Genomic DNA, 19350 nt, shown 5'->3' on the forward strand with positions numbered 1-19350 from the left:
GGTCATGGCGAAGGCACCGGTGCTGCTGGCCCCCGGGGTGTGGCGCATCCCCCTGCTGGGCGACTACGTCAACGGCTTCGCCCTGCGCGACTCCGACGGCCAGGTCACGCTGGTGGACATGGGCCTGGCCTCCTCGGGCCCCAAGGTGATCGCCGCGCTGCGCTCGATCGGCTCGGACCCGAGCGAGGTCACCCGGCTGCTGCTCACCCACTGCCACCCCGACCACGCCGGCGGCGCGGCGTACGTCTCCCGGGAGACGGGCCTGCCGGTCGACGTCCACGCCGAGGACGCGGAGTACGTGCGCACCGGCACCCAGCCCGACAACGACCCGTCCTTCCGCCTCGGGAGACTGTTCCGCAGGCTCCCCGACCCCAAGACCGAGAAGGTCACCGTGGGCGAGGAGCTCACCGACGGGCAGGTGATGCCGGTAGCGGGCGGCATCCGGGTGGTGCACACCCCGGGCCACTCACCGGGGCACGCGTCCTACCTGCACGAGGAGTCCGGGGTGCTGATCACCGGGGACGCCATCTTCAACGTCCTCGGGATGCGCTGGCCGATGAAGTTCCTGTGCTCCGACTTCGCGATGACCACGAAGACCGCCCACCGCCTCGGCGAGCTGGAGTACTCCACGGCCGCCTTCACCCACGGCCCCGAGATCCGCGACAACCCCCGCGGCGCCATCAGGAAGTTCCTGTCCGCCCACCCATCCTGACCCCGAGTGGTGGTTGAGCCCGTCGAGACCACGAGGGGCGAGCCGATCGATCGCTACGCCCCCATCCGCATCCACCGGTCCCCCCGGGCCCGCAGCAGCAGCGTCACCGCGCGCCCGCCCATGAACAGCACCGCGAACGCGGCCCACAGCCAGGTGAGCCCGGCGTCGCCGACCACCCAGGCCGCCGGCGCGAACAGCAACAGCGTGACCAGCTGCGCCCACGCCAGGTAGACCCCGTCGCCGGCGCCGATCAGTACCCCGTCGAGCACGAACACGATGCCGGCCAGGGGCTGGGCCGCCGCGGCGACGAGCAGCACCGGAACCAGCAGGTCGAGCACGGCCGGGTCGCTGGTGAAGCCGTGGCCGAGCACGGGAGCCAGGGCGGCGAGCAGGACACCGGTGGCCACGCCGCTGAGCCAGCCCCAGCGCTCCATCCGCCTGGTGACGGCGCGGGTGCCCTCGGCGTCGGCGGCCCCGAGGTAGCGCCCGGTGATCGCCTGGGCGGCGATCGCGACCGCGTCCAGGGTGAAGGCCAGGAAGGTCCAGATCGTCAGCGCCAGCTGCATCGTGGCGAGGTCGTCCTCGCCGAGCCGGGCCGCGGCATAGGTCATCACGAGCAGGGAGGCGCGCAGCATCAGCGTCCGCATGATCAGGGGTACGCCGGCCCGGCCCGCCGCCCTGATCCCGGGCAGGTCGGGGCGCAACGAGGCCGACTCCCGCCGGGCCGCCCGGAGCACGACCCAGACCAGCGCGACCGCCGACCCGAGCTGGGCGAGCAGGGTGCCGAGCGCGGAGCCGACGAAGCCGAGGCCGACGCCGTAGACCAGGGCGAAGTTCAGGACGATGTTCGCGATGTTGCCCACGACGGCCACCACGAGCGGTGTGCGGGTGTCCTGGAGCCCGCGCAGGACCCCGGTGGCGGCCAGCATCAGCAGCAGCGGCACCGCTCCCAGCAACGCGACCCGCAGGTAGGTGGCCGCGAGGTCGGCGACGTGGTCGCTGGGGTCGAAGAGGCGGACCAGCCGGTCGACCAGGGGGATGGTGAGCGCCGTGAGCAGCGTGCCGATCAGCGTGGCCAGCCACAGGCCGTCGATGCCCTGGGCCAGCGCGGCCCGGCTGTTGCCCGCTCCGACCTGGCGGGCGACGGACGCGGTGGTGCCGTAGGCGAGGAAGATGGACAGGCTGACCAGGGTCCCCATCACCGCGGAGACGATCCCGAGCGCGGCCAGCTCCGCGGTGCCGAGATGCCCGACGATCGCGGAGTCCGAGAGCAGGAACACCGGCTCGGCCACCAGCGCGAGGAAGGCGGGCACCGCGAGCCGGAGGATCTCCCGGTCCTGGGCCCGGTTGCGCTGCCGGCGTACCGACCGTTCATGCTCCTGCGCCGCCCGGCGGTCGCGCCGGCTGGACCCCCGAGCGGTTATCACGAGGTGAGGCTAGGCGGTCGGGAAACCTGTGTAAAACCCGGCTTTTCTGTGGGTATCCCGTCCGTCAGGGGGCTTTGTCGACAAACAAACACAGCGCCGTGAGGTGGACAACAAGTGAACACCACCGGTCCAGAAATCTTTCGTCCACAGGCTGTGCGTCAACGTTCCTGCAGGTCAGAGGGCATATGGGCAGCAAAGAATTTTGGTTGTCCACAGCCCTACCAACAGGCCGTACCCAGGCTGGTCGGCGTGTTCCACATGATCAACAGGGTTATCCACAGGGTCCTGTGGATAACGGTCTTGGTGCTCCGCCCCGATCGCGCCTACTGTGCGGCGTCCGGGTAGGCGCAGCGCCGTACGACGACCCACCCGAACACACGAGGTCGGCAGTCCCGGAGTTGTCGGTGCGGGCACCTACCTTCAACGCTACGGGCGCGAGGAAGAGGCAACGGGTGAGCATGACGGAGTCGAGCGGGATCCCCACTCAGGGGTCGAGCAGGGGCTCTTCGGGAGTCGCGGAGGGCTCCTGGACCGACGACGCCTTCGCCAGCAGCTACCCCGGCGGCTTCGGCGACGACCCCGGCGGCAACCAGGAGCACTGGTCGGGACGGATGCCCCCGCAGGACCCCGACGCCGAGCAGAGCGTCCTGGGTTCGATGCTCATCTCCAAGGACGCGATCGCCGACGTCAACGAGCAGATCGGTGGCGCGGACTTCTACCGTCCCGCCCACGAGATCATCTACGACGCGATCGTCGACCTCTACGGCCGCGGCGAGCCCGCCGACCCGGTGACGGTCTCCGCGGAGCTGCAGCGCCGCGGTGAGCTGGTCAAGGTCGGTGGCGCGCCCTACCTGCACACGCTCTCGGCCAGCGTCCCGATCGCCGCCAACGCCGGCTACTACGCCACGATCGTGCGCGAGAAGGCGATCCTGCGGCGCCTCGTCGACGCCGGCACCAAGATCGCGCAGATGGGCTACGCCGGCGAGGGCGACGTCGACCAGACCGTCGACGCGGCCCAGCAGGAGGTCTACGCGATCGGCGAGAAGCGGCAGCAGGAGGACTACGCGCCGCTGTCGGCGATCATGGAGGCAACGCTGGACGAGATCGAGGCGATCTCGAACAACGACGGCGCCGCCAACGGCGTGCCCACCGGCTTCGCGGACCTCGACGAGCTGGTCAACGGCTTCGGTCCGGGGCAGATGATCATCGTCGCCGCCCGTCCCGCGGTCGGGAAGTCGACGCTGGCCCTGGACTTCTGCCGCGCCGCCTCGGTGCACAACAACCTGACCAGCTGCTTCTTCAGCCTGGAGATGTCCAAGAGCGAGATCACGATGCGGCTGCTCTCGGCTGAGGCGAAGATCCCGCTGAACAACATCCGCAAGGGCCCGATGAGCGACGACGACTGGAACAAGCTCGGCCCCAAGATGGGTCAGGTCTCCGGGGCTCCGATGTTCATCGACGACAGCCCCAACATGACGATGATGGAGATCCGCGCCAAGGCCCGGCGCCTCAAGCAGCGTCACGACCTCAAGCTGATCGTGATCGACTACCTCCAGCTGATGAGCAGCGGCAAGAAGGTGGAGTCCCGCCAGGTCGAGGTCTCGGAGTTCTCGCGCCAGATCAAGCTCCTCGCCAAGGAGCTCCAGGTCCCGATCATCGCGCTCTCGCAGCTCAACCGTGGTCCCGAGCAGCGCTCGGACAAGCGTCCGATGATGAGCGACCTGCGTGAGTCGGGCTCGATCGAGCAGGACGCCGACATCGTGATGCTGCTCCACCGCGAGGACGTCTACGAGAAGGAGTCCCCGCGGGCCGGCGAGGCCGACATCATCGTGGCCAAGCACCGCAACGGCCCCACCCGCGACGTCGTGGTCAGCTTCCAGGGCCACTACAGCCGCTTCGTGGACATGGCGCACTGACGGGAGTCACTCCCGGGACTGGTGGATCTCGCTCCAGCTGCCATAGCCCAGCGCTAGCATCGTTGGATGCCGATGCGACGCGAGGACGGGGCCGCGTCGACGCCGGACCACGAGGCGCCCGGGCTCAGTGAAGCAGCGCTGGTGTCCACGGTCTCCCAGCACCTCGCCTGCCTCAGGGACTGCGGCCTGGTCACCTCCTCGGGGGTGCCCGCCTGATGGGGGCGGGGCACTCCCACGGGCACACCGGCCACGCCGGCGCCCGGCACCGCTGGCGGCTCGCGGTCGCGTTCGGCCTGGTCGCGTCGTTCTTCGTTGTCGAGCTCGTCGCCGGGCTCCTTTCCGGCTCCCTGGCGCTGCTCTCCGACGCCGGCCACATGGCAGCCGACGTCGTCGCACTCGGGGCGGCGCTCCTCGCGACCCGGATCGCGACCCGCGAGGACACGACGGGGCGGCGCACCTACGGCTCCTACCGGGCCGAGGTGTTCGCCTCCGGGTTCACGGTCCTGCTGATGCTCGGCGTCGCGGCGTACGTCGTGATCGAGGCGCTCCTGCGGATCGGGGAGACCGTCACCGTCGAGACCGGCCCGATGCTGGTCGTCGGCGCCCTCGGCCTGCTGGTGAACCTCGTCTCGATGCTGCTGCTCCGCGCCGGAGCCGCCGAGAGCATCAACGTCAAGGGTGCCTACCTCGAGGTCGTCGCCGACGCCGCCGGGTCGGTCGGGGTGATCCTCGCCGGGGTCCTGGTGCTCAGCACGGGAGAGTCCTACTGGGACACCTTGGTCGCGCTGGCGATCGGTGCGTTCGTCGCCGTGCGCGCGGTCCTGCTCGGGCGCGAGGTGCTGGCGATCCTGGGGCAGCACGTCCCGGCCGGGACCGACGTCGAGGACGTGGCCGCCGACCTGTGCGCCATCGACGGGGTCACGAGCATCCACGACCTGCACATCTGGACGCTGACCTCCGGGATGCACGTCGCCACCGCACACCTGGTCGCAGACTCCGCCGACGCGGGACCCGGGGTGCTGGACCGGGCCCGCACGGTGCTGAGCAGGGACCACGGGATCGAGCACGCGACGCTCCAGGTCGAGCCCGCCGAGCAACCGGGCTGCCAGGCCCTGGACTGGTGATCCACCCCTGCTGAGCGCTTCGGCGCTCCCGGCCCTCAGGGACCGTCCTGGCTGTGCCCGCCCGGAGGGCTCCACGGCTCGACCACGGCTCGACTCACCGCCGGGAGGAGGCCGCCCGCTGGTGCGACGTGGCCCGGGGCAGCCCGGACCGGTCTCGGTGCCGCAGGCCGCACTGCGATCACGACGGCACCGGCGACGTCTCGGCGCTGGAAGTACGGCGCGGCGAACAGCTCCTCGGAGAAGCTCACCCGCACCGGGCGCCAGGCGTCGGGGAAGTCGTCGACGGTGACGGTCAGGTAGAGCTCCTCGCCCGACCGGTTCAGCACCAGGCCGTCCACCGGGTCCAGCACGTTGTTGCGCAGCAGCAGCCACGCGCACCTCGCCGTGTCGCAGGCCGCGACCCGCTGCAGCAGGCGCAGTCGGGCGGCGAACTGGCCCTGGGGATGGGAGTAGATGCTCTTCCAGGTGATGAACGCGTGGGCCGGCCTGGTCGCCAGCACGTCGGCGCGCGCCGAGACCAGCACGGTCCCGGAGCGCAGCGGCTCACCGCGCAGCTCCTCCCAGGCCCGCTCGACCTCGGCAACCGAGGGTCCCGACCCGTCGGGGCGGACGCCCCACGCGTGCCAGTGCGAGTCCTCCTCCGGCGGGCCTCCCGCCGGGAAGGACCCACCGGGGTAGCGGATGTGCTGGGCCACCGCCGCCGGCCGACCGATCCGCTCGTCGAGCAGCTCCTGGACGGGCTGGGCAACCAGCAGGACGACGAGGGCGCCGACGAGGGCGCGCACCGGCAACGGCCGACCCCTGAGCAGGGTCGCGACACGGCACAGCGCGACGGCACCAGTGGCGGCCATCAGGGCGATGCACAGCTCTTCGGACTTCTCCGGCAGCAGGGCCACTCCCCAGCGCTGGGCCCGCTGACCCACCACGATGAAGGCGTACGCCGCGACCCAGGCGACGGCGAGCCCGGCGGCCAGCCGACTGCGCCACAGTGCGAAGACCACCCACACCAGCCCGACCAGTCCCAGCACCGACAGCGCGTCGCCGAGGCCCGGCTCCGGCGGTGACAGGTACCCGACCGGGCTCCACCGCCGTTGCAGGTCGTCCGAGGGCAGGCCGCGCAGGTGCTGGAGCGCCATCGGCAGCCAGCCGGGGAGCGCGACGACCAGCCCGACCGCGGCGACGACGACCGCTTGCCGGGGGGCCGGTGTGACGCGGCGCCGGAGAGCGAGGTCGAGGAGCACTCCCAGCACGCTCGCCAGGGCGAGCGGCACGAAGAAGTACGTGTGCCACAGGAGCAGCAGACCCAGCACCAGCCCGTGGACCGGTGCCGACAAGGCACGGACGTCCTCACGGCGTACGCCGCGGGCGAGCTCGAGCCACCACGGCAGCACCAGCGACAGCACCAGCCACTCGTCGGGCTTGGTGGGGATGATCGTGGCGACGCACACGACCGAAGCCACCACCGCGGCCGAGAGGTCGGGCAGCAGGCGCCGCCACAGCAACCAGGACAGCAACGGCACCAGCGCGCACAACAACAGCTCCACCGGCTTCATGGCCGCCCACCCGGGGATCCCGACGAGCGCGGCGGCACGTCCCTCCAGCCACGGCAGCGCAGGCGGGTAGTAGGCGCCCAGCCCTCGGTAGGCGTAGTCGGCGAGCGCGGGCGAGTCGGCGAACCGGGTCACGGCCTGGGTCCGGAAGCCCGCGTCGGAGTAGAGGCCGGTGAAGCCCCAGGCGGTGCCGTGCAGGGCGAGGGTCCCGCCGCCGGCGAGAAGTACGCCCGTGCCGGCGACCACGACGTGGGCAGCCTTCGCCGGGCGGAGGACCGCGCCGACGACCGCGACGACGAGGACGCCGGCCACCGTCACCCGCTGCGTCACAGGGGCGGGCAGTGGCACCGGCACCGACGTGGCGGCGTCCAGGAGCGCGGCCAGCGCCCAGCAGGTGGTCCAGCCCAGCAGCGTCAGCGCCGCCACGACGGCGGCCGCGCCCACGGTGATCAACCCTGGCCGCCTCCTCGGGGGATCAGCAGCGACCGGGACCGGGACGGGGTCAGACCCCTCTCCGGGCCCGTCTGCTCCCGCCGTGGGCAGCGTGGACGCAGACGGCACTCGGAGCCAGTACCCCGACCGCAGGGGCCACATGCCGAGGGATTTACCCCGTCGCATCGGGTACCTGAAGTCCATGCGAGGAGAGAACGGCACGGCCGAGGTGGACCCCGCCGCGCCGAGCGCTGACCTCGGCGCACCCCGCTCGAGGACGGCCTGGATCCGCGCCGTGCGTCCGCGGCAGTGGCTGAAGAACCTCCTGGTGCTGGGGGCACCGCTCGCCGCCGGCCGCCTCACGGAACCGGACGTGCTGCTGGGCGCGATGGTCGCCCTGGGGGTCTTCTGCCTGGCGGCGTCCGGCTGCTACCTGTTCAACGACGTGCGTGACGTCGAGGGCGACCGGCTGCACCCCCGGAAGCGGAACCGGCCAGTGGCCTCGGGCCAGGTCCCGGTCGCCGGGGCACTTGTGGTGAGCCTGGTGCTGACCGGGCTCTCGATCGGCCTCGCCCTGTGGTGGTCGCTCCCACTTGGACTGACGGTGCTCGCCTACCTGGGCGTGCAGGCCGCCTACACCTCCGGCCTCAAGCACCAGCCGGCCCTCGACCTGGCCGCGGTCTCCGCGGGATTCCTGCTGCGGGCGGTTGCGGGCGGTACGGCGACCGGGATCACGCTCTCGCCGTGGTTCGTCCTCGTCGCGGCGTTCGGCTCCCTGTTCATGGTCGCCGGCAAGCGCTACTCCGAGATCCGCAACCTCGGTGGGGCCACCGGCACCCGGCGCTCCCTGGAGCTCTACTCGGAGTCCTACCTGCGTTTCATCTGGACGATGGCGGCCGGCATCACCGTCACGGTCTACCTGCTGTGGGCCCTGACCGGCAGCAACGCCCCCGCTGCCGGCCACGACTGGGCGCCCCTGTCGGTGGCGCCGTTCGTGCTCGGCCTGCTCCGGTACGCCGCCGACGTGGACCGTGGCCGTGCCGAGGCGCCCGAGGACATCGTCGTCTCGGACCGCCACCTCCAGGTCCTGGGCGTGATCTGGGTGTCCACCTTGATGCTGCATGCCGCGCTCGGCTGAGGCCGGGCCGGCGGACCGGCTGCTCAGTGGATGGGGCCGCACGTCCCCGACGGTCTCGCGGGTGCACCGGCCCCGCAGCGTCGCGGACGTCGTCGGAGTGGTGAACGCGGCCGGAGACAGGGGTGTGCTGGCGCGGGGCCTGGGCCGCAGCTACGGCGACGCCGCCCAGAACGGAGGCGGTGACGTCCTCGAGCTGACCGGACTCGCGGGGGTGCACCGCATCGACGTCGACGAGTGTCGCGTGGAGGTCGACGCCGGGGTGAGCCTGGACGCGCTGCTGCGTGCGCTGTTCCCCCTCGGGCTCACCCTGCCGGTCCAGCCGGGCACCCGTCAGGTCACCGTCGGCGGAGCCGTGGCCCACGACGTGCACGGCAAGAACCACCACACCGCGGGCAGCTTCGGCTGCTACGTGCGGCGGATGGAGCTGTTCACTGCGGACGGGCAGGTGCGCTCGCTGACGCCCGAGGGGCCGGATCCCGTCCTCTTCTGGGGCACCGTGGGCGGCCTCGGCCTGACCGGGGTGATCCTCCGCGTCGAGCTGGAGGTCCGCCGGGTGGAGACGTCGTACGTGCTGGCGCGCTCCGAGCGCCGGCCCGACCTGCGCGGCGTGATGGAGGCGCTGGCCGAGCAGGACACCCGGGCGGAGTACTCCGTGGCCTGGTTCGACTCGGTGGCGCGGGGCCGGTCGGCCGGTCGTGGCGTGGTGCTCACCGGCCGGGACGCCCTGGTCGACGACCTCGACCCGCGCCGCGCCGCAGCACCCCTACGCCTCCCGGGCGAGGGCCGGCTCACGGTGCCTCCCGGGGTCCCGGGCGGCCTGGTGAACCGGCTCAGCGGCCGGGCGTTCAACGGGGCGTGGTTCCGGTCGGCGCCGCGAGAGCCCACCACGCGTGTCGAGCCTGCCTTCGGGTTCTTCCACCCCTTGGACGCGGTCGCGGACTGGAACCGCCTCTACGGACCGCGCGGGATGTGCCAGTACCAGCTCGTGGTGCCGTTCGAGGCGCAGGACGTGGTGCCGGAGGTGGTCCGCACCATCGCGGCCACCCGGCACGTGTCCTGCCTCAACGTGCTCAAGCGGTTCGGTCCCGGCACCCCGGCGCCGATGTCGTTCCCGGTGCCGGGCTGGACCCTGGCGGTGGACCTCGCGGTCCGGCCGGGTCTCTCGAGGCTGCTCGACCGCCTCGACGCGATGGTGCTCGAGGCCGGGGGCCGGCTCTATCTCGCCAAGGACGCGCGTGTCCCCGCGCGGCTGCTGCCGCGGATGTACCCCCGGCTCGCCGAGTTCCAGGCCCTGCTCGCCCGCGTGGACCCGCAGGGCGTCTTCGTCTCCGACCTCGCCCGCAGGCTGGCGATCCGTACGACGACCCCGAAGGAGCAGGCGTGTTGGACGCGGTAGGAAGACCACAGTCGGTGCTGGTGCTCGGCGGCAGCTCGGACATCGGCCTGGCGATCGTGCGGGCGTACGCCGACCAGGTCCCGGGCCTGCGCGTGCTCCTGGCGGCCCGGCCCTCGCAGCGGCGTACCGACTCGGCGCGCAGCCTCCAGGAGGCCGGGTGCCGGGTCCGGGAGATCGACTTCGACGCCGGTGAGGAGGCCAGCCACGAGCGGGCCGTCCGGGATGCCGCGACGGAGGGCGACGTGGACGTCGCCGTGGTCGCCTACGGAGTGCTCGGCGACCCCGAGCGAGCCTGGACCGAGCGTGAGGAGGCACGCCGGGTGGCGTACACCAACTACGTGGCGCCGGTGCTGACCGGAGTCGCCCTCGCCGGGCTCGTCCGACGACAGGGCCACGGGGTGGTGGTCGCGCTCTCCAGCGTCGCGGGCGAGCGACCCCGGCGATCGAACTTCGTCTACGGCTCCAGCAAGGCGGGCTTCGACGCCTTCTACACCGGGCTGGGGGAGGCGCTGCGACCACTGGGTGGCCGTGTCGTGGTGGTGCGGCCGGGGTTCGTGCACACCCAGATGACCGACGGCCTGGACCCGGCGCCGCTCTCGGTGCACCCCGACCAGGTCGCCGAGGCGGTCGTCGGGGCCGTCGCCTCGGGCCGTGAGCAGGTCTGGGTCCCGGGCACGATGCGACCGGTGATGTCGGCGCTGCGGCACCTGCCCCGCGGGGTGTTCCGGAGACTTCCGCTGTGAGGGCCCTGTGAGAGCCAGGACCACCACGGTGCACCTGCTGCGGCACGGAGAGGTGCACAACCCCGAGGGCGTGCTCTACGGACGGTTGCCGGGCTTCCACCTCTCCGACCTCGGTCGCGAGATGGCCGACCAGGTCGCCCGGCGCCTCGCCGACCGCGACATCGTGCACCTGGTCGCCTCACCCCTCGAGCGGGCCCGGGAGACCGCCGGGCCGCTCGCCGCGGCCCGCGGTCTCGACGTGCACCTGGACCCGAGGGTCACCGAGGCGACCAGCGTCTTCGAGGGGCGGCCGCTGCAGCTCGGCGACTCGCTCCTGACCCGGCCCGGGGTGTGGCGACACCTGTGGAACCCGCTGCGCCCGTCGTGGGGGGAGCCGTTCCGTGAGGTCGCCGACCGGGTCTGGCCCGCGGTGATCGATGCCCGGGGGGCTGCTCGCGGTCGGGAGGCCGTGGTCGTCTCCCACCAGCTGCCGATCTGGGTCACCCGACTCCGGGCGCAGGGCCATGGCCTCGTGCACGACCCCCGCCGCCGCCAGTGCACCCTGGCCAGCCTGACCTCGCTGGTCTTCGAGGGCGACCGGCTGGCCCGAGTCGACTACTGCGAGCCGGTCGCGGACCTGTTGCCCTCCGGGAAGGCGGCCCGGCAGGAGGTCCAGCGCGGGGCCTAGAACGGGGTCCGAAGTGAGCCCGGAAGGGAGCCCGGAAGGGAGCCCGGAAGGGAGTCCAGCGTGCGTCGCGGGGATGGGCCCGTGCCCAGATGTCGCAGGATGGGCGGATGCGTATCGCCGTGCTCGCAGACACCCACTCGCCGCGCTACTGGAAGCGGTGCCCGCCCGCCGTCGCGGCCGCGCTCGACGGGGTGGACCTGATCCTGCACGCGGGGGACGTCTGCCTGGTCGAGACGCTCGAGGAGCTCGCGAGGTTCGCTCCGGTGCGGGCGGTGCGCGGGAACAACGACGGGCCGGACATCGCCGCGTGGGGCGCCGAGGAGACCCTGGAGGTGGACCTCGACGGGCTCGCGGTCGCGATGATCCACGACAGCGGGCCGAAGACCGGCCGCGGCAGCCGGCTCAAGCGGCGCTTCCCCGACGCCGACCTCGTGGTCTTCGGCCACTCCCACATCCCGTGGGACGAGGTCCACCAGGGGCAGCGGGCGTTCAACCCGGGGTCACCGACCGACAAGCGCCGGCAACCGCGCGGGACCATGGGCGAGCTGGTGGTCGAGGACGGCGTCCTGGTGACCGCGCGGATCTTCCCGGTCACCTGAGCCGGTCAGCTCGCCCCGTCACCTCAGCAGGCTCTGCGCCCGGGCGAGCTTGACGGCCATCTTCAGCGAGGCCAGGTCGAAGGCCCCGTGGTAGCGCTGGCCGTTGATGAAGAACGTCGGGGTCCCGGAGACCCCGCTGAGGTCGGCCGACTCCACGTCGCGCGCGACCCGGGCCTGGTGGACCCCCTCGCGCAGCTCCCGGTGGAACCGTTCGGTGTCCAGGCCGAGCTCTTCGGCGTACCGGACGAGGTCCTTGGGACTCAGGTCGTCCTGGTGCGTCATCAGCACGTCGTGCATCTCCCAGAACGCGCCCTGCTCCGCCGCTGCCTCGGCTGCCTCGGCGGCCAGCTGGGCCTTCGGGTGCACATCGGTCAGGGGCAGGTGCCGCCACACGTAGCGCACGTGGGTGTCGCTGAGCAGGTCGCGTACGGCGGGCTCGGCCAGGCCGCAGTAGGGGCACTGGAAGTCCCCGAACTCGATCACGGTGATGTCGGCCTGGTCCGGGCCCCGCACGTGGTCGTGCTCGACGTCCACCTCCGGGACCAGGTCCTCGATCCGGCTGGTGTCGCCGAGCAGGGCCCGGGCCCGCCGCTCGGGAGGCAGCAGGCTCAGCGCCCGGACGATCACCCAGGTGAGCAGCGAGGCGACGACCACGGCCGAGAGGGCGCCGAGCTTGGCCTCGGCCAGCTCGGTCCCGGTGAAGGCCCGGCTCGCGATCAGCAGCGACACGGTGAAGCCGATGCCCGAGATGGTGCCGCTGCCCAGCACCGCTCCCCACCCCACGGGCGGGCGCACCTGACCCCGGGACAGCCTGGAGACCGCCCAGGTGGCGCCGACGACGGCCGCCGGTTTCCCGACGACGTAGCCGACCAGGACGCCTAGCGTGATCGGCGCCGTGTAGGCGTGGGCCAGGAAGCCGAGGTCCAGGGCGATCCCGGCGTTGGCCAGCGCGAACAGCGGCACGATCACATAGCTGGTCCACGGCAGGTAGAACGACTGCAGCCGCGCGTTCGGGGACAGGGCGGAGGTGAGCCCGGAGGTGGCGGAGCGCGCCAGCTCCGGGGTGGGCTGCTCCCGGAACTCGCGGACCATGCCGGTCGCGTCCTCGAGCTCACCGCGGTTCGGGGTGTACGCCGGAGCAGCCAGCCCGATCGCCAGGCCGGCGACGATCGGGTCGACGCCGCTGTTGAACAGGGCCGCCCAGATGACCACGCCGAGCACGCCGAACAGCCAGCGCTGCTGCATCCGCAGGGTCACCGCGACGAGCAGCACGGCGAAGACCGCCGTCGCGAGGAGCACCGGCATCAGCACGATGTCCTCGCTGTAGACCAGCGCGATCACCAGCAGCGCGACGAGGTCGTCGACGACGAACACGGTGACCAGGAAGATCCGGACCCGGTCGGGCACCCGACGGCCGAGCAGGGACAGCACCCCCAGCGCGAGCGCCGTGTCGGTCGACATCGCGACACCCCAGCCGTGGGCGCTGGACCGCCCGGCGTTGATGGCGAGGTAGATCAGCACCGGAACGGCCATCGCGACCAGTCCCACGGTGAACGGGAGGATGAAGCGCCGTCGCTCGCGCAGGTCGCCGAGGTCGAACTCGCGGCGGGCCTCGAGCCCGATCACCAGGAAGAACAGGGTCATCAGGCCGCTGTTCACCCACTCGCGCAGGTCGTGGGCCACCTGCCAGGGCCCCAGCTCGACGGAGAGCTCCGTGTGCCACAGCGCCTCGTAGGACTCGGCATCGAGGTTGGCCCAGACGAGCGCCACCACGACTGCGGCCACCAGCACGCCGGCGCTGCCGGACTCGGTGCGCAGGAACGCGCGCAACGGCGCCCCTCGGCTGTGCGACCACCGCGTCCGGCCCCGCCTGGGAGCCTCGGCGGAGTCGGGGGTCGGGTCCGGAGGGACAGCCACGCGACGAGACTACTGAGATGAGGGCCCTGTGGCGGCGTACTTCACACGGCAACCTGCCTCTTCACACACGGCGTGAGGTGTGTGAAGAGGCAGGTTGGGTTCATCACCTGGGAAACCTGCCCGGCGAAACCCCGCTGAGTGCCCGGTTGACCCGTAGGTTTCGGGCATGACGCGAACAGCACTGGTTCTCGGTGGCGGTGGGGTCACCGGCATCGCCTGGGAGCTCGGGATCCTCAAGGGGCTCGCTGACGCGGGCGTGGACCTGAGCACCGCCGACAGGGTCGTCGGGACGTCGGCGGGCTCGGTGGTCGGTGCGCAGGTCACCAGCGGCCAGTCCCTCGATGACCTCTACACGACCCAGCTCGGGCCCGCGGACACGGAGATCGGCGCCGAGCTCGGCCGGCTCACGATGCTCCGCCTGGTCCCGCCGATGCTGCTCCCGGGCAGTCAGCAGACCAAGCTGCGCCGGATCGGCAAGCTGTCCATGCGCGCGCACCGCCCGGGTGGGCAGGAACGGATCGAGGTGATCCGCTCGCGGATCGGGGCCAGCGAGTGGCCCGACCGGGACCTGGTGGTGACAGCCGTGGAGGCCGAGACCGGGGAGTTCGTCGCGTTCGACCGCACCAGCGGGGTGGACCTCCTGCACGCGGTCGCCTCGAGCTGCGCCGTACCCCTGGTGTGGCCGGCGGTGACGGTCAACGGGTCGCACTACATCGACGGGGGGATGCGCTCCACGGCGAACGCCGACCTCGCAGCCGGGGCCGAGGTGGTGGTCGTGATCGCCCCGCTGCCGCAGGCGTTCAGCAAGTCCACCTCGATCAAGGCCCAGCTCGAGCGCACCGGCGCGAGCCGTACGGCGGTGATCACCCCCGACGCGCAGGCCCTGGCCGACATCGGCAAGAACGTGCTCGACCCGGCCAAGCGCGCCGACGCGGCCCGGACAGGACTGCGCCAGGCCGCCGACGTGCTCGCGAAGGTCCGGACCGCCTGGGCCGACGGCCCGGGCTAGACCTGGCGCCCGGAGCCGTTGGCCGAGATCGGTACGACGGCCACCGGGGTGCTCGCGTGCTCCACCACGGCGATCGACACCGACCCGAAGAGCAGCTGGCTGGCCAGCCCCTCCTGGTGGGCGCCGACCACGATCAGCTCCCTGGTGGTGCCCAGCCGGACCAGCATCTCCGCGGCGCGTCCGCGTGCGGTCTCGGCGGTCACGACCACGTCGGGGTAGCTCTCCTCGAGCCCGGCCATCGTCTCGGCCAGCAGCCGGCGCTCACCCTCGGGATCGATCGCCTCGTCGGCGAGGGCGTAGCCGCCGATCGTGCTGACACCGAGGTCCCAGAAGCTGTGCAGCACCGTGAGCGGTACGCCGCGCAGCGAGGCCTGGCGGTAGGCGAAGTCCAGCACGACCCGCGAGTCCGCGGTCCCGTCCGCGCCGACGATGATGCCGTTGCGCTCGGTGTCGCCCTTGCTCGGGCGGTGCACCACCACCGGGCAGCCCGAGTGCCGTGCCACCGCCACGCTCACCGAGCCGAGCATGAGCCGGCGCACGGCGCCGAGTCCGCGTGAGCCCAGCACCAGCATGGAGGCCTGCTTGGAGGCCTCGAAGAAGACCAGCCTGGGGTCCTCGAGCCGGAGCAGCTCCTCGACCTCGAGACCGGGGAAGGCGCTCTCGACCCTCGCGCGGGTCTCGGCGAGCAGCTTCTGGCCCTGCTCCAGCAGCGCCCCGCGGGCCTCGCGGGGGTCCAGGACGGTGGCGTCGAAGTAGGCCGGCGTCACCGCGTGGATGGCGTGCGCGAGGGTCAGTGACCGCTTCTCGGCGACGGCCTGGTCCGCGGCCCAGAGGACCGCGCGTTCGGAGGCCTCCGAGCCGTCGATGCCGACGACGATGCTGCCTGCCTTGATGTCCATGGGGTCCTCCTGGGCTCGGTGCTCCTGCTCCTTCAGTATCGGGCCGCGAGATCAGGGGACATCAGGGCGAAACGGTCCCTGCTCAGAGGACCAAAGCCCCTGATCGGGCCGGGCCCGCCGGTGCCATCTTGGTGGGACCACCCGCCCCAAAGCCCGGAAGGCCCTCATGACCGAGAGACGAGACCTCAGCGTCCAGGAGTGTCTGGCCCTGTTGCGCGCGGGCGTGGCCGGCCGGGTCGGTCTCTCCACGGCCAACGGGCCCTACGTGGTGCCGGTGAACTACTCGGTCATCGACGAGTCGATCATCATCCGCACCTCGCCGTACAGCCTGCTGGGAACCTACGGCCGCGACACCACGGTCGCCTTCGAGATCGACGGCTTCGACCCGGCCCACGAACGTGGCTGGAGCGTGCAGGCGCGGGGGCGTGCCGAGGCGGTCACCGACCGCGCCGACCTCGCCCGGATCAGGGAGAGCGCGGAGCCCCAGCCCTGGGCGGGCGCCGCCCGTCCGCTCTACCTGCGGGTGCGTTGGGCGGAGCTGAGCGGTCGCCAGCTCGGGGGGCAGTGGAGTCCGCTGTCGGAGCTCTCCGCGGGCCCGGCGAACTGAGCGTCACGGGCTGACCGCTACCGGTCGTGGGGAAGACTGTCTCCATGACGTCCCCTCTCGAGAGCCAATCACTCGGTGGTGCCGCACACGCACTGCTCGAGGCCGTCACCGCGATCTCCTCGGACCTCGACCTGCGCAGCGTGCTCACCCGGCTGGTCGAGGCAGCGGCCCAGCTGACCGGTGCGCGGTACGCCGCCCTGGGCGTCATCGGCGCAGACGGACAGCTGGTTGAGTTCGTCACCACCGGGCTCAGCGAGGGGAAGATCCACGAGATCGGCGAGCTGCCGCACGGCCGCGGCATCCTGGGGCTGCTGATCCGCGAGCCCGAGGCGCTGCGGCTGCCCAAGCTCGCCGCCCACCCCGACTCGGCCGGCTTCCCGGCGAACCACCCCCCGATGGAGACCTTCCTCGGGGTCCCGGTCCGGATCCGCGGCACCGTGTTCGGCAACCTCTACCTGACCGAGAAGCGCGACGGGCTGATGTTCACCGAGCAGGACGAGCAGCTCGTCGAGGCGCTGGCGCGTGCGGCCGGGTTCGTGATCGAGAACGCCCGGGCCTACGGGCTCAGTGAGCTGCGTCGTCGCTGGCTCGAGGCGTCGGCCGAGCTCACCGAGACCCTGCAGCCCCCGATCGAGCTGGACAAGGCGCGCGCCGCGATCACCCGGATGGCTCGCTCGGTCTCGGGGGCGCGGGCGACCGCCCTGCTCAGCCACTACGACCCGTCGGACGAGGCCTCGGTGTTCTCGATCTCCGCGGACGAGCCCGACGCGGCGCAGGTGATGACGACGGTGACCCGCATCGCCGCGGAGTACGACGCGGGCGGCCCGGACTCCGTGGAGCTCCATGTCGACGGGCTCAACGTCATGCTGATCCCGTTGCGGGCCCACCTCGCGCATGCGGACGCACTGGTGGCGCTCTTCGACCCGGGCCCCGCCCTGGGGGTGGAGGAACGCGAGTTCCTCGCCTCGTTCGCCGACCAGGCCGGTCTCGCCCTCGACCGGGCCCAGGCGGTCGCCGACCGCGAGGAGCTCGCCGTGATCTCCGACCGCGAACGGATCGCCCGCGACCTGCACGACGTGGTGATCCAGCGGCTCTTCGCCACCGGACTCCAGCTCCAGGGCGTGGTGTCCCTCGTCGGCGACCCGGTCATCGGCACCCGTCTCGAGCGCGCGGTCGATGACCTCGACCTGACCATCAAGGCCATCCGCGGGACCATCTTCGAGCTGCAGCCGCGCCAGGCCGACTCCCTGCGGGCCGAGATCCGGAGCCTGGTCCGCGAGTACGTCCCGGTCCTGGGCTTCGCGCCGGTCGTGATCACCACCGGCCCGCTCGACACCGCCGTACCGCCCCGGGTGCGCCACCAGCTGCTGCCGGTGCTGCGCGAGGCGGTCTCCAACGTCGCCCGGCACGCGCTGGCCGACCAGGCGCAGGTCGAGGTGCAGGTCACCGGGCACGAGCTCCGGCTCACCGTCAGCGACGACGGCATCGGGGTCGCGGAGGGTCGCGTGGAGAGCGGGCTGAGCAACGTACGGCGCCGCGCGGCGGGGCTCGGTGGCTCCGTCGAGCTCACCCGCACCGAGCCGCGGGGCACCACCCTGGTCTGGCAGGTACCGCTCGAGTGTCCCGAGCCTGCCTGAGTACGACACCTGCCTGGGCACGACACCTGCCTGAGCACGACAAAGGGACCGGCACCCCGAGGGTGACCGGTCCCACGCTCCCATCCGGCTACCGCAGGATGGGGTGCCTCTCCACGATGCCCAGCCGTGACCACCGGGCGCCGAGGCCCCAGGTGTCGCCGGCGTTGAGCAGGGCCAGCGCCACCACGCTGAGCGCGCCGAGGATGTGGTCGTCGATGATCGGGTTGTTCTCCGGGGGGAGCACGGCGGTCCACATCAGCACGTACATCAGCGCGCCGGCGGCGGCTGCGAGCCGCATGCCGATCCCGAGGGTGAGCGCCAGGCCGATGCCGAGGAGTCCCAGCATGAACAGCCAGTCGGCCACGACGGTTCCGCCGATGGAGTTGTAGATCCCCTTGAAGGGACCGTCGGCGCCGAACTTCAAGAACCCCTCGGTGGGGCTGCCGCCGTTGATCCAGGCAGCGTCGCCGAAGCGGTCCAGCTTCCCGTCCTGGCCGTAGCCGGTGTGGAAGCCCAGGGCGAAGACCTTGTCGAAGAAGGCCCACAGGAACGTGAACCCGAATCCGATCCGCAGGGCGGCGAGCACCCGGGCGGTGGCGAGGTTGATGGTGTTGGGGGTGGTGCTGGTGGCGGAGGCGGTCGGTCCGCCTGCGACTCCAGTGGTCGAGCTACCGCGCTCTTTGGTGACAGACATGACGGCGACCTTTCTCTTTAGTTCGAGGTTTTCTCGTGCTCCAAGAATCCCGCACTGAAAGGGCCCGCGGTCAGAGGAGAATGACTGTCTGAAGCAGGGCCATAGGTCCCGCAATATCGCAATTACCTGCGCCGTGCTATATGGAAATCAGGAATGTGGCGGCGGTGCCAGCAGCTTCGAGGCGAGGACGGCGGCCTGGGTACGCCGCTCCAGGCCCAGCTTGGACAAGATGTTGGACACGTAGTTCTTCACCGTCTTCTCGGCGAGGAACATCTGCTCGCCGATCTGCCGGTTCGTCAGGCCCTCGGCGATCAGGCCGAGCAGCTTGAGCTCCTGCTCGGTGAGCGCGGCGAGCTCGGGCGCGGTCGCGGGACCGTTGCGGACCCGGTCCAGCACCCTGGCGGTCAGTGACGGGTCGATCAGCGACTGCCCGGCCGCGACCGTGCGGATGGCGCTGACCAGGTCGCTGCTGCGGATCTCCTTGAGCACGTAGCCGGAGGCGCCGGCCATGATCGCTGCGAACAGCGCGTCGTCGTCGTCGTACGAGGTGAGGATCAGCGCCTTGATCGAGGGGTCCACGGCGCGTACGGCGCGGCACACCTCGATCCCCGAGCCGTCGGGGAGCCGGGCGTCGAGGACGGCCACGTCGGGCCGCAGCGCGGGGATCCGGGCGGTGGCCTCGGTCGCGGTGGCTGAGTCGCCCACGACCTCGATGTCCTCGGTGCGTTCGAGGAGGAACCGAAGGCCCTCACGGACCACGTCGTGGTCGTCGAGCAGGTACACACGGATGGTCTCGGTCATGGGTGACTTTCTACACCGTTCTGGACCGGGCCCCTGATTGCTGGTAGAGATTTGGAATGGATCCAATTCAAGCGGACACTCG

At 71.8% G+C, this 19350-nt stretch carries 18 protein-coding genes; 12 read left to right on the forward strand and 6 right to left on the reverse strand.

Annotated elements, in window-relative coordinates; translation table 11 throughout:
* The first annotated feature begins 4 nt into the window (after positions 1 to 4).
* A complete protein-coding gene (locus tag AC4BGB_RS12185; RefSeq protein ID WP_490547128.1) occupies positions 5 to 712 on the forward strand; it encodes an MBL fold metallo-hydrolase in 708 nt (235 codons plus the stop codon).
* Positions 713 to 765: 53 nt separating this feature from the next.
* On the opposite strand, the gene AC4BGB_RS12190 is transcribed toward AC4BGB_RS12185, so the two are convergent.
* Positions 766 to 2139 carry an MATE family efflux transporter gene (locus AC4BGB_RS12190; RefSeq protein WP_490547129.1) on the reverse strand — a complete coding sequence of 458 codons (1374 nt, stop codon included), beginning with the start codon at positions 2137 to 2139 and terminating at the stop codon, positions 766 to 768.
* A gap of 458 nt (positions 2140 to 2597) precedes the next feature.
* Between AC4BGB_RS12190 and dnaB the strand changes: the two genes are divergently transcribed.
* The 3 genes from dnaB to AC4BGB_RS12205 all read left to right on the forward strand — a co-directional run bounded on the left by dnaB (position 2598) and on the right by AC4BGB_RS12205 (position 5179).
* Complete coding sequence (dnaB, locus tag AC4BGB_RS12195) at positions 2598 to 4055, forward strand: replicative DNA helicase (RefSeq protein ID WP_490547130.1); 1458 nt, start codon at positions 2598 to 2600, stop codon at positions 4053 to 4055.
* Between the two features lie 66 nt (positions 4056 to 4121).
* Positions 4122 to 4271, forward strand: coding sequence for an ArsR family transcriptional regulator (locus AC4BGB_RS12200; RefSeq protein WP_490547131.1), 150 nt, complete (start codon positions 4122 to 4124; stop codon positions 4269 to 4271).
* Positions 4271 to 5179, forward strand: coding sequence for a cation diffusion facilitator family transporter (locus tag AC4BGB_RS12205; protein ID WP_490547132.1), 909 nt, complete (start codon positions 4271 to 4273; stop codon positions 5177 to 5179). The genes AC4BGB_RS12200 and AC4BGB_RS12205 overlap by 1 nt, the downstream gene beginning before the upstream one ends.
* Positions 5180 to 5214: 35 nt before the next feature.
* Here AC4BGB_RS12205 and AC4BGB_RS12210 read toward each other — a convergent pair whose 3' ends face one another.
* Positions 5215 to 7173 (reverse strand): arabinofuranosyltransferase, encoded by a 1959-nt coding sequence (locus AC4BGB_RS12210; RefSeq protein ID WP_490548436.1) that lies wholly within the window; start codon positions 7171 to 7173, stop codon positions 5215 to 5217.
* A gap of 190 nt (positions 7174 to 7363) precedes the next feature.
* Here AC4BGB_RS12210 and AC4BGB_RS12215 point away from each other — a divergent pair, with 190 nt between their 5' ends.
* The 5 genes from AC4BGB_RS12215 (at position 7364) to AC4BGB_RS12235 (ending at position 11704) form a co-directional block, all read left to right on the forward strand.
* Positions 7364 to 8299 (forward strand): decaprenyl-phosphate phosphoribosyltransferase, encoded by a 936-nt coding sequence (locus AC4BGB_RS12215; RefSeq protein ID WP_490547133.1) that lies wholly within the window; start codon positions 7364 to 7366, stop codon positions 8297 to 8299.
* On the forward strand, positions 8283 to 9695 hold the full coding sequence (dprE1, locus tag AC4BGB_RS12220; protein WP_490547134.1) for a decaprenylphosphoryl-beta-D-ribose oxidase: 1413 nt from the start codon (positions 8283 to 8285) through the stop codon (positions 9693 to 9695). The genes AC4BGB_RS12215 and dprE1 overlap by 17 nt, the downstream gene beginning before the upstream one ends.
* Positions 9680 to 10438, forward strand: coding sequence for a decaprenylphospho-beta-D-erythro-pentofuranosid-2-ulose 2-reductase (gene dprE2, locus AC4BGB_RS12225; protein WP_490547135.1), 759 nt, complete (start codon positions 9680 to 9682; stop codon positions 10436 to 10438). Before dprE1 ends, dprE2 begins: the two co-directional genes overlap by 16 nt.
* Positions 10439 to 10445: 7 nt before the next feature.
* On the forward strand, positions 10446 to 11105 hold the full coding sequence (locus tag AC4BGB_RS12230; protein WP_490547136.1) for a histidine phosphatase family protein: 660 nt from the start codon (positions 10446 to 10448) through the stop codon (positions 11103 to 11105).
* A gap of 107 nt (positions 11106 to 11212) precedes the next feature.
* The gene (locus tag AC4BGB_RS12235; RefSeq protein ID WP_490547137.1) at positions 11213 to 11704 is read left to right on the forward strand and encodes a metallophosphoesterase family protein; all 492 of its coding nucleotides are present in this window, start codon (positions 11213 to 11215) and stop codon (positions 11702 to 11704) included.
* Between the two features lie 18 nt (positions 11705 to 11722).
* On the opposite strand, the gene nhaA is transcribed toward AC4BGB_RS12235, so the two are convergent.
* On the reverse strand, positions 11723 to 13621 hold the full coding sequence (gene nhaA, locus AC4BGB_RS12240; RefSeq protein WP_490547138.1) for a Na+/H+ antiporter NhaA: 1899 nt from the start codon (positions 13619 to 13621) through the stop codon (positions 11723 to 11725).
* 166 nt (positions 13622 to 13787) lie between these two features.
* Here nhaA and AC4BGB_RS12245 point away from each other — a divergent pair, with 166 nt between their 5' ends.
* Complete coding sequence (locus tag AC4BGB_RS12245) at positions 13788 to 14630, forward strand: patatin-like phospholipase family protein (protein ID WP_490547139.1); 843 nt, start codon at positions 13788 to 13790, stop codon at positions 14628 to 14630.
* On the opposite strand, the gene AC4BGB_RS12250 is transcribed toward AC4BGB_RS12245, so the two are convergent.
* Positions 14627 to 15529, reverse strand: coding sequence for a universal stress protein (locus tag AC4BGB_RS12250; RefSeq protein WP_490547141.1), 903 nt, complete (start codon positions 15527 to 15529; stop codon positions 14627 to 14629). The genes AC4BGB_RS12245 and AC4BGB_RS12250 overlap by 4 nt on opposite strands.
* A gap of 166 nt (positions 15530 to 15695) precedes the next feature.
* Between AC4BGB_RS12250 and AC4BGB_RS12255 the strand changes: the two genes are divergently transcribed.
* Both AC4BGB_RS12255 and AC4BGB_RS12260 read left to right on the forward strand, forming a co-directional pair.
* The gene (locus tag AC4BGB_RS12255) at positions 15696 to 16136 is read left to right on the forward strand and encodes a pyridoxamine 5'-phosphate oxidase family protein (protein WP_490547142.1); all 441 of its coding nucleotides are present in this window, start codon (positions 15696 to 15698) and stop codon (positions 16134 to 16136) included.
* Positions 16137 to 16180: 44 nt separating this feature from the next.
* On the forward strand, positions 16181 to 17773 hold the full coding sequence (locus tag AC4BGB_RS12260) for a GAF domain-containing sensor histidine kinase (protein WP_490547144.1): 1593 nt from the start codon (positions 16181 to 16183) through the stop codon (positions 17771 to 17773).
* Positions 17774 to 17861: 88 nt separating this feature from the next.
* Here AC4BGB_RS12260 and AC4BGB_RS12265 read toward each other — a convergent pair whose 3' ends face one another.
* Together AC4BGB_RS12265 and AC4BGB_RS12270 are read right to left on the reverse strand one after the other, a co-directional pair.
* Positions 17862 to 18467, reverse strand: a complete 606-nt coding sequence (locus tag AC4BGB_RS12265) for a hypothetical protein (RefSeq protein ID WP_490547145.1) — start codon at positions 18465 to 18467, stop codon at positions 17862 to 17864.
* Positions 18468 to 18614: 147 nt separating this feature from the next.
* Positions 18615 to 19268, reverse strand: coding sequence for a response regulator (locus AC4BGB_RS12270; protein ID WP_490547146.1), 654 nt, complete (start codon positions 19266 to 19268; stop codon positions 18615 to 18617).
* Positions 19269 to 19350: the final 82 nt, after the last annotated feature.

Source organism: Nocardioides sp. Z30_9, assembly GCF_058215735.1.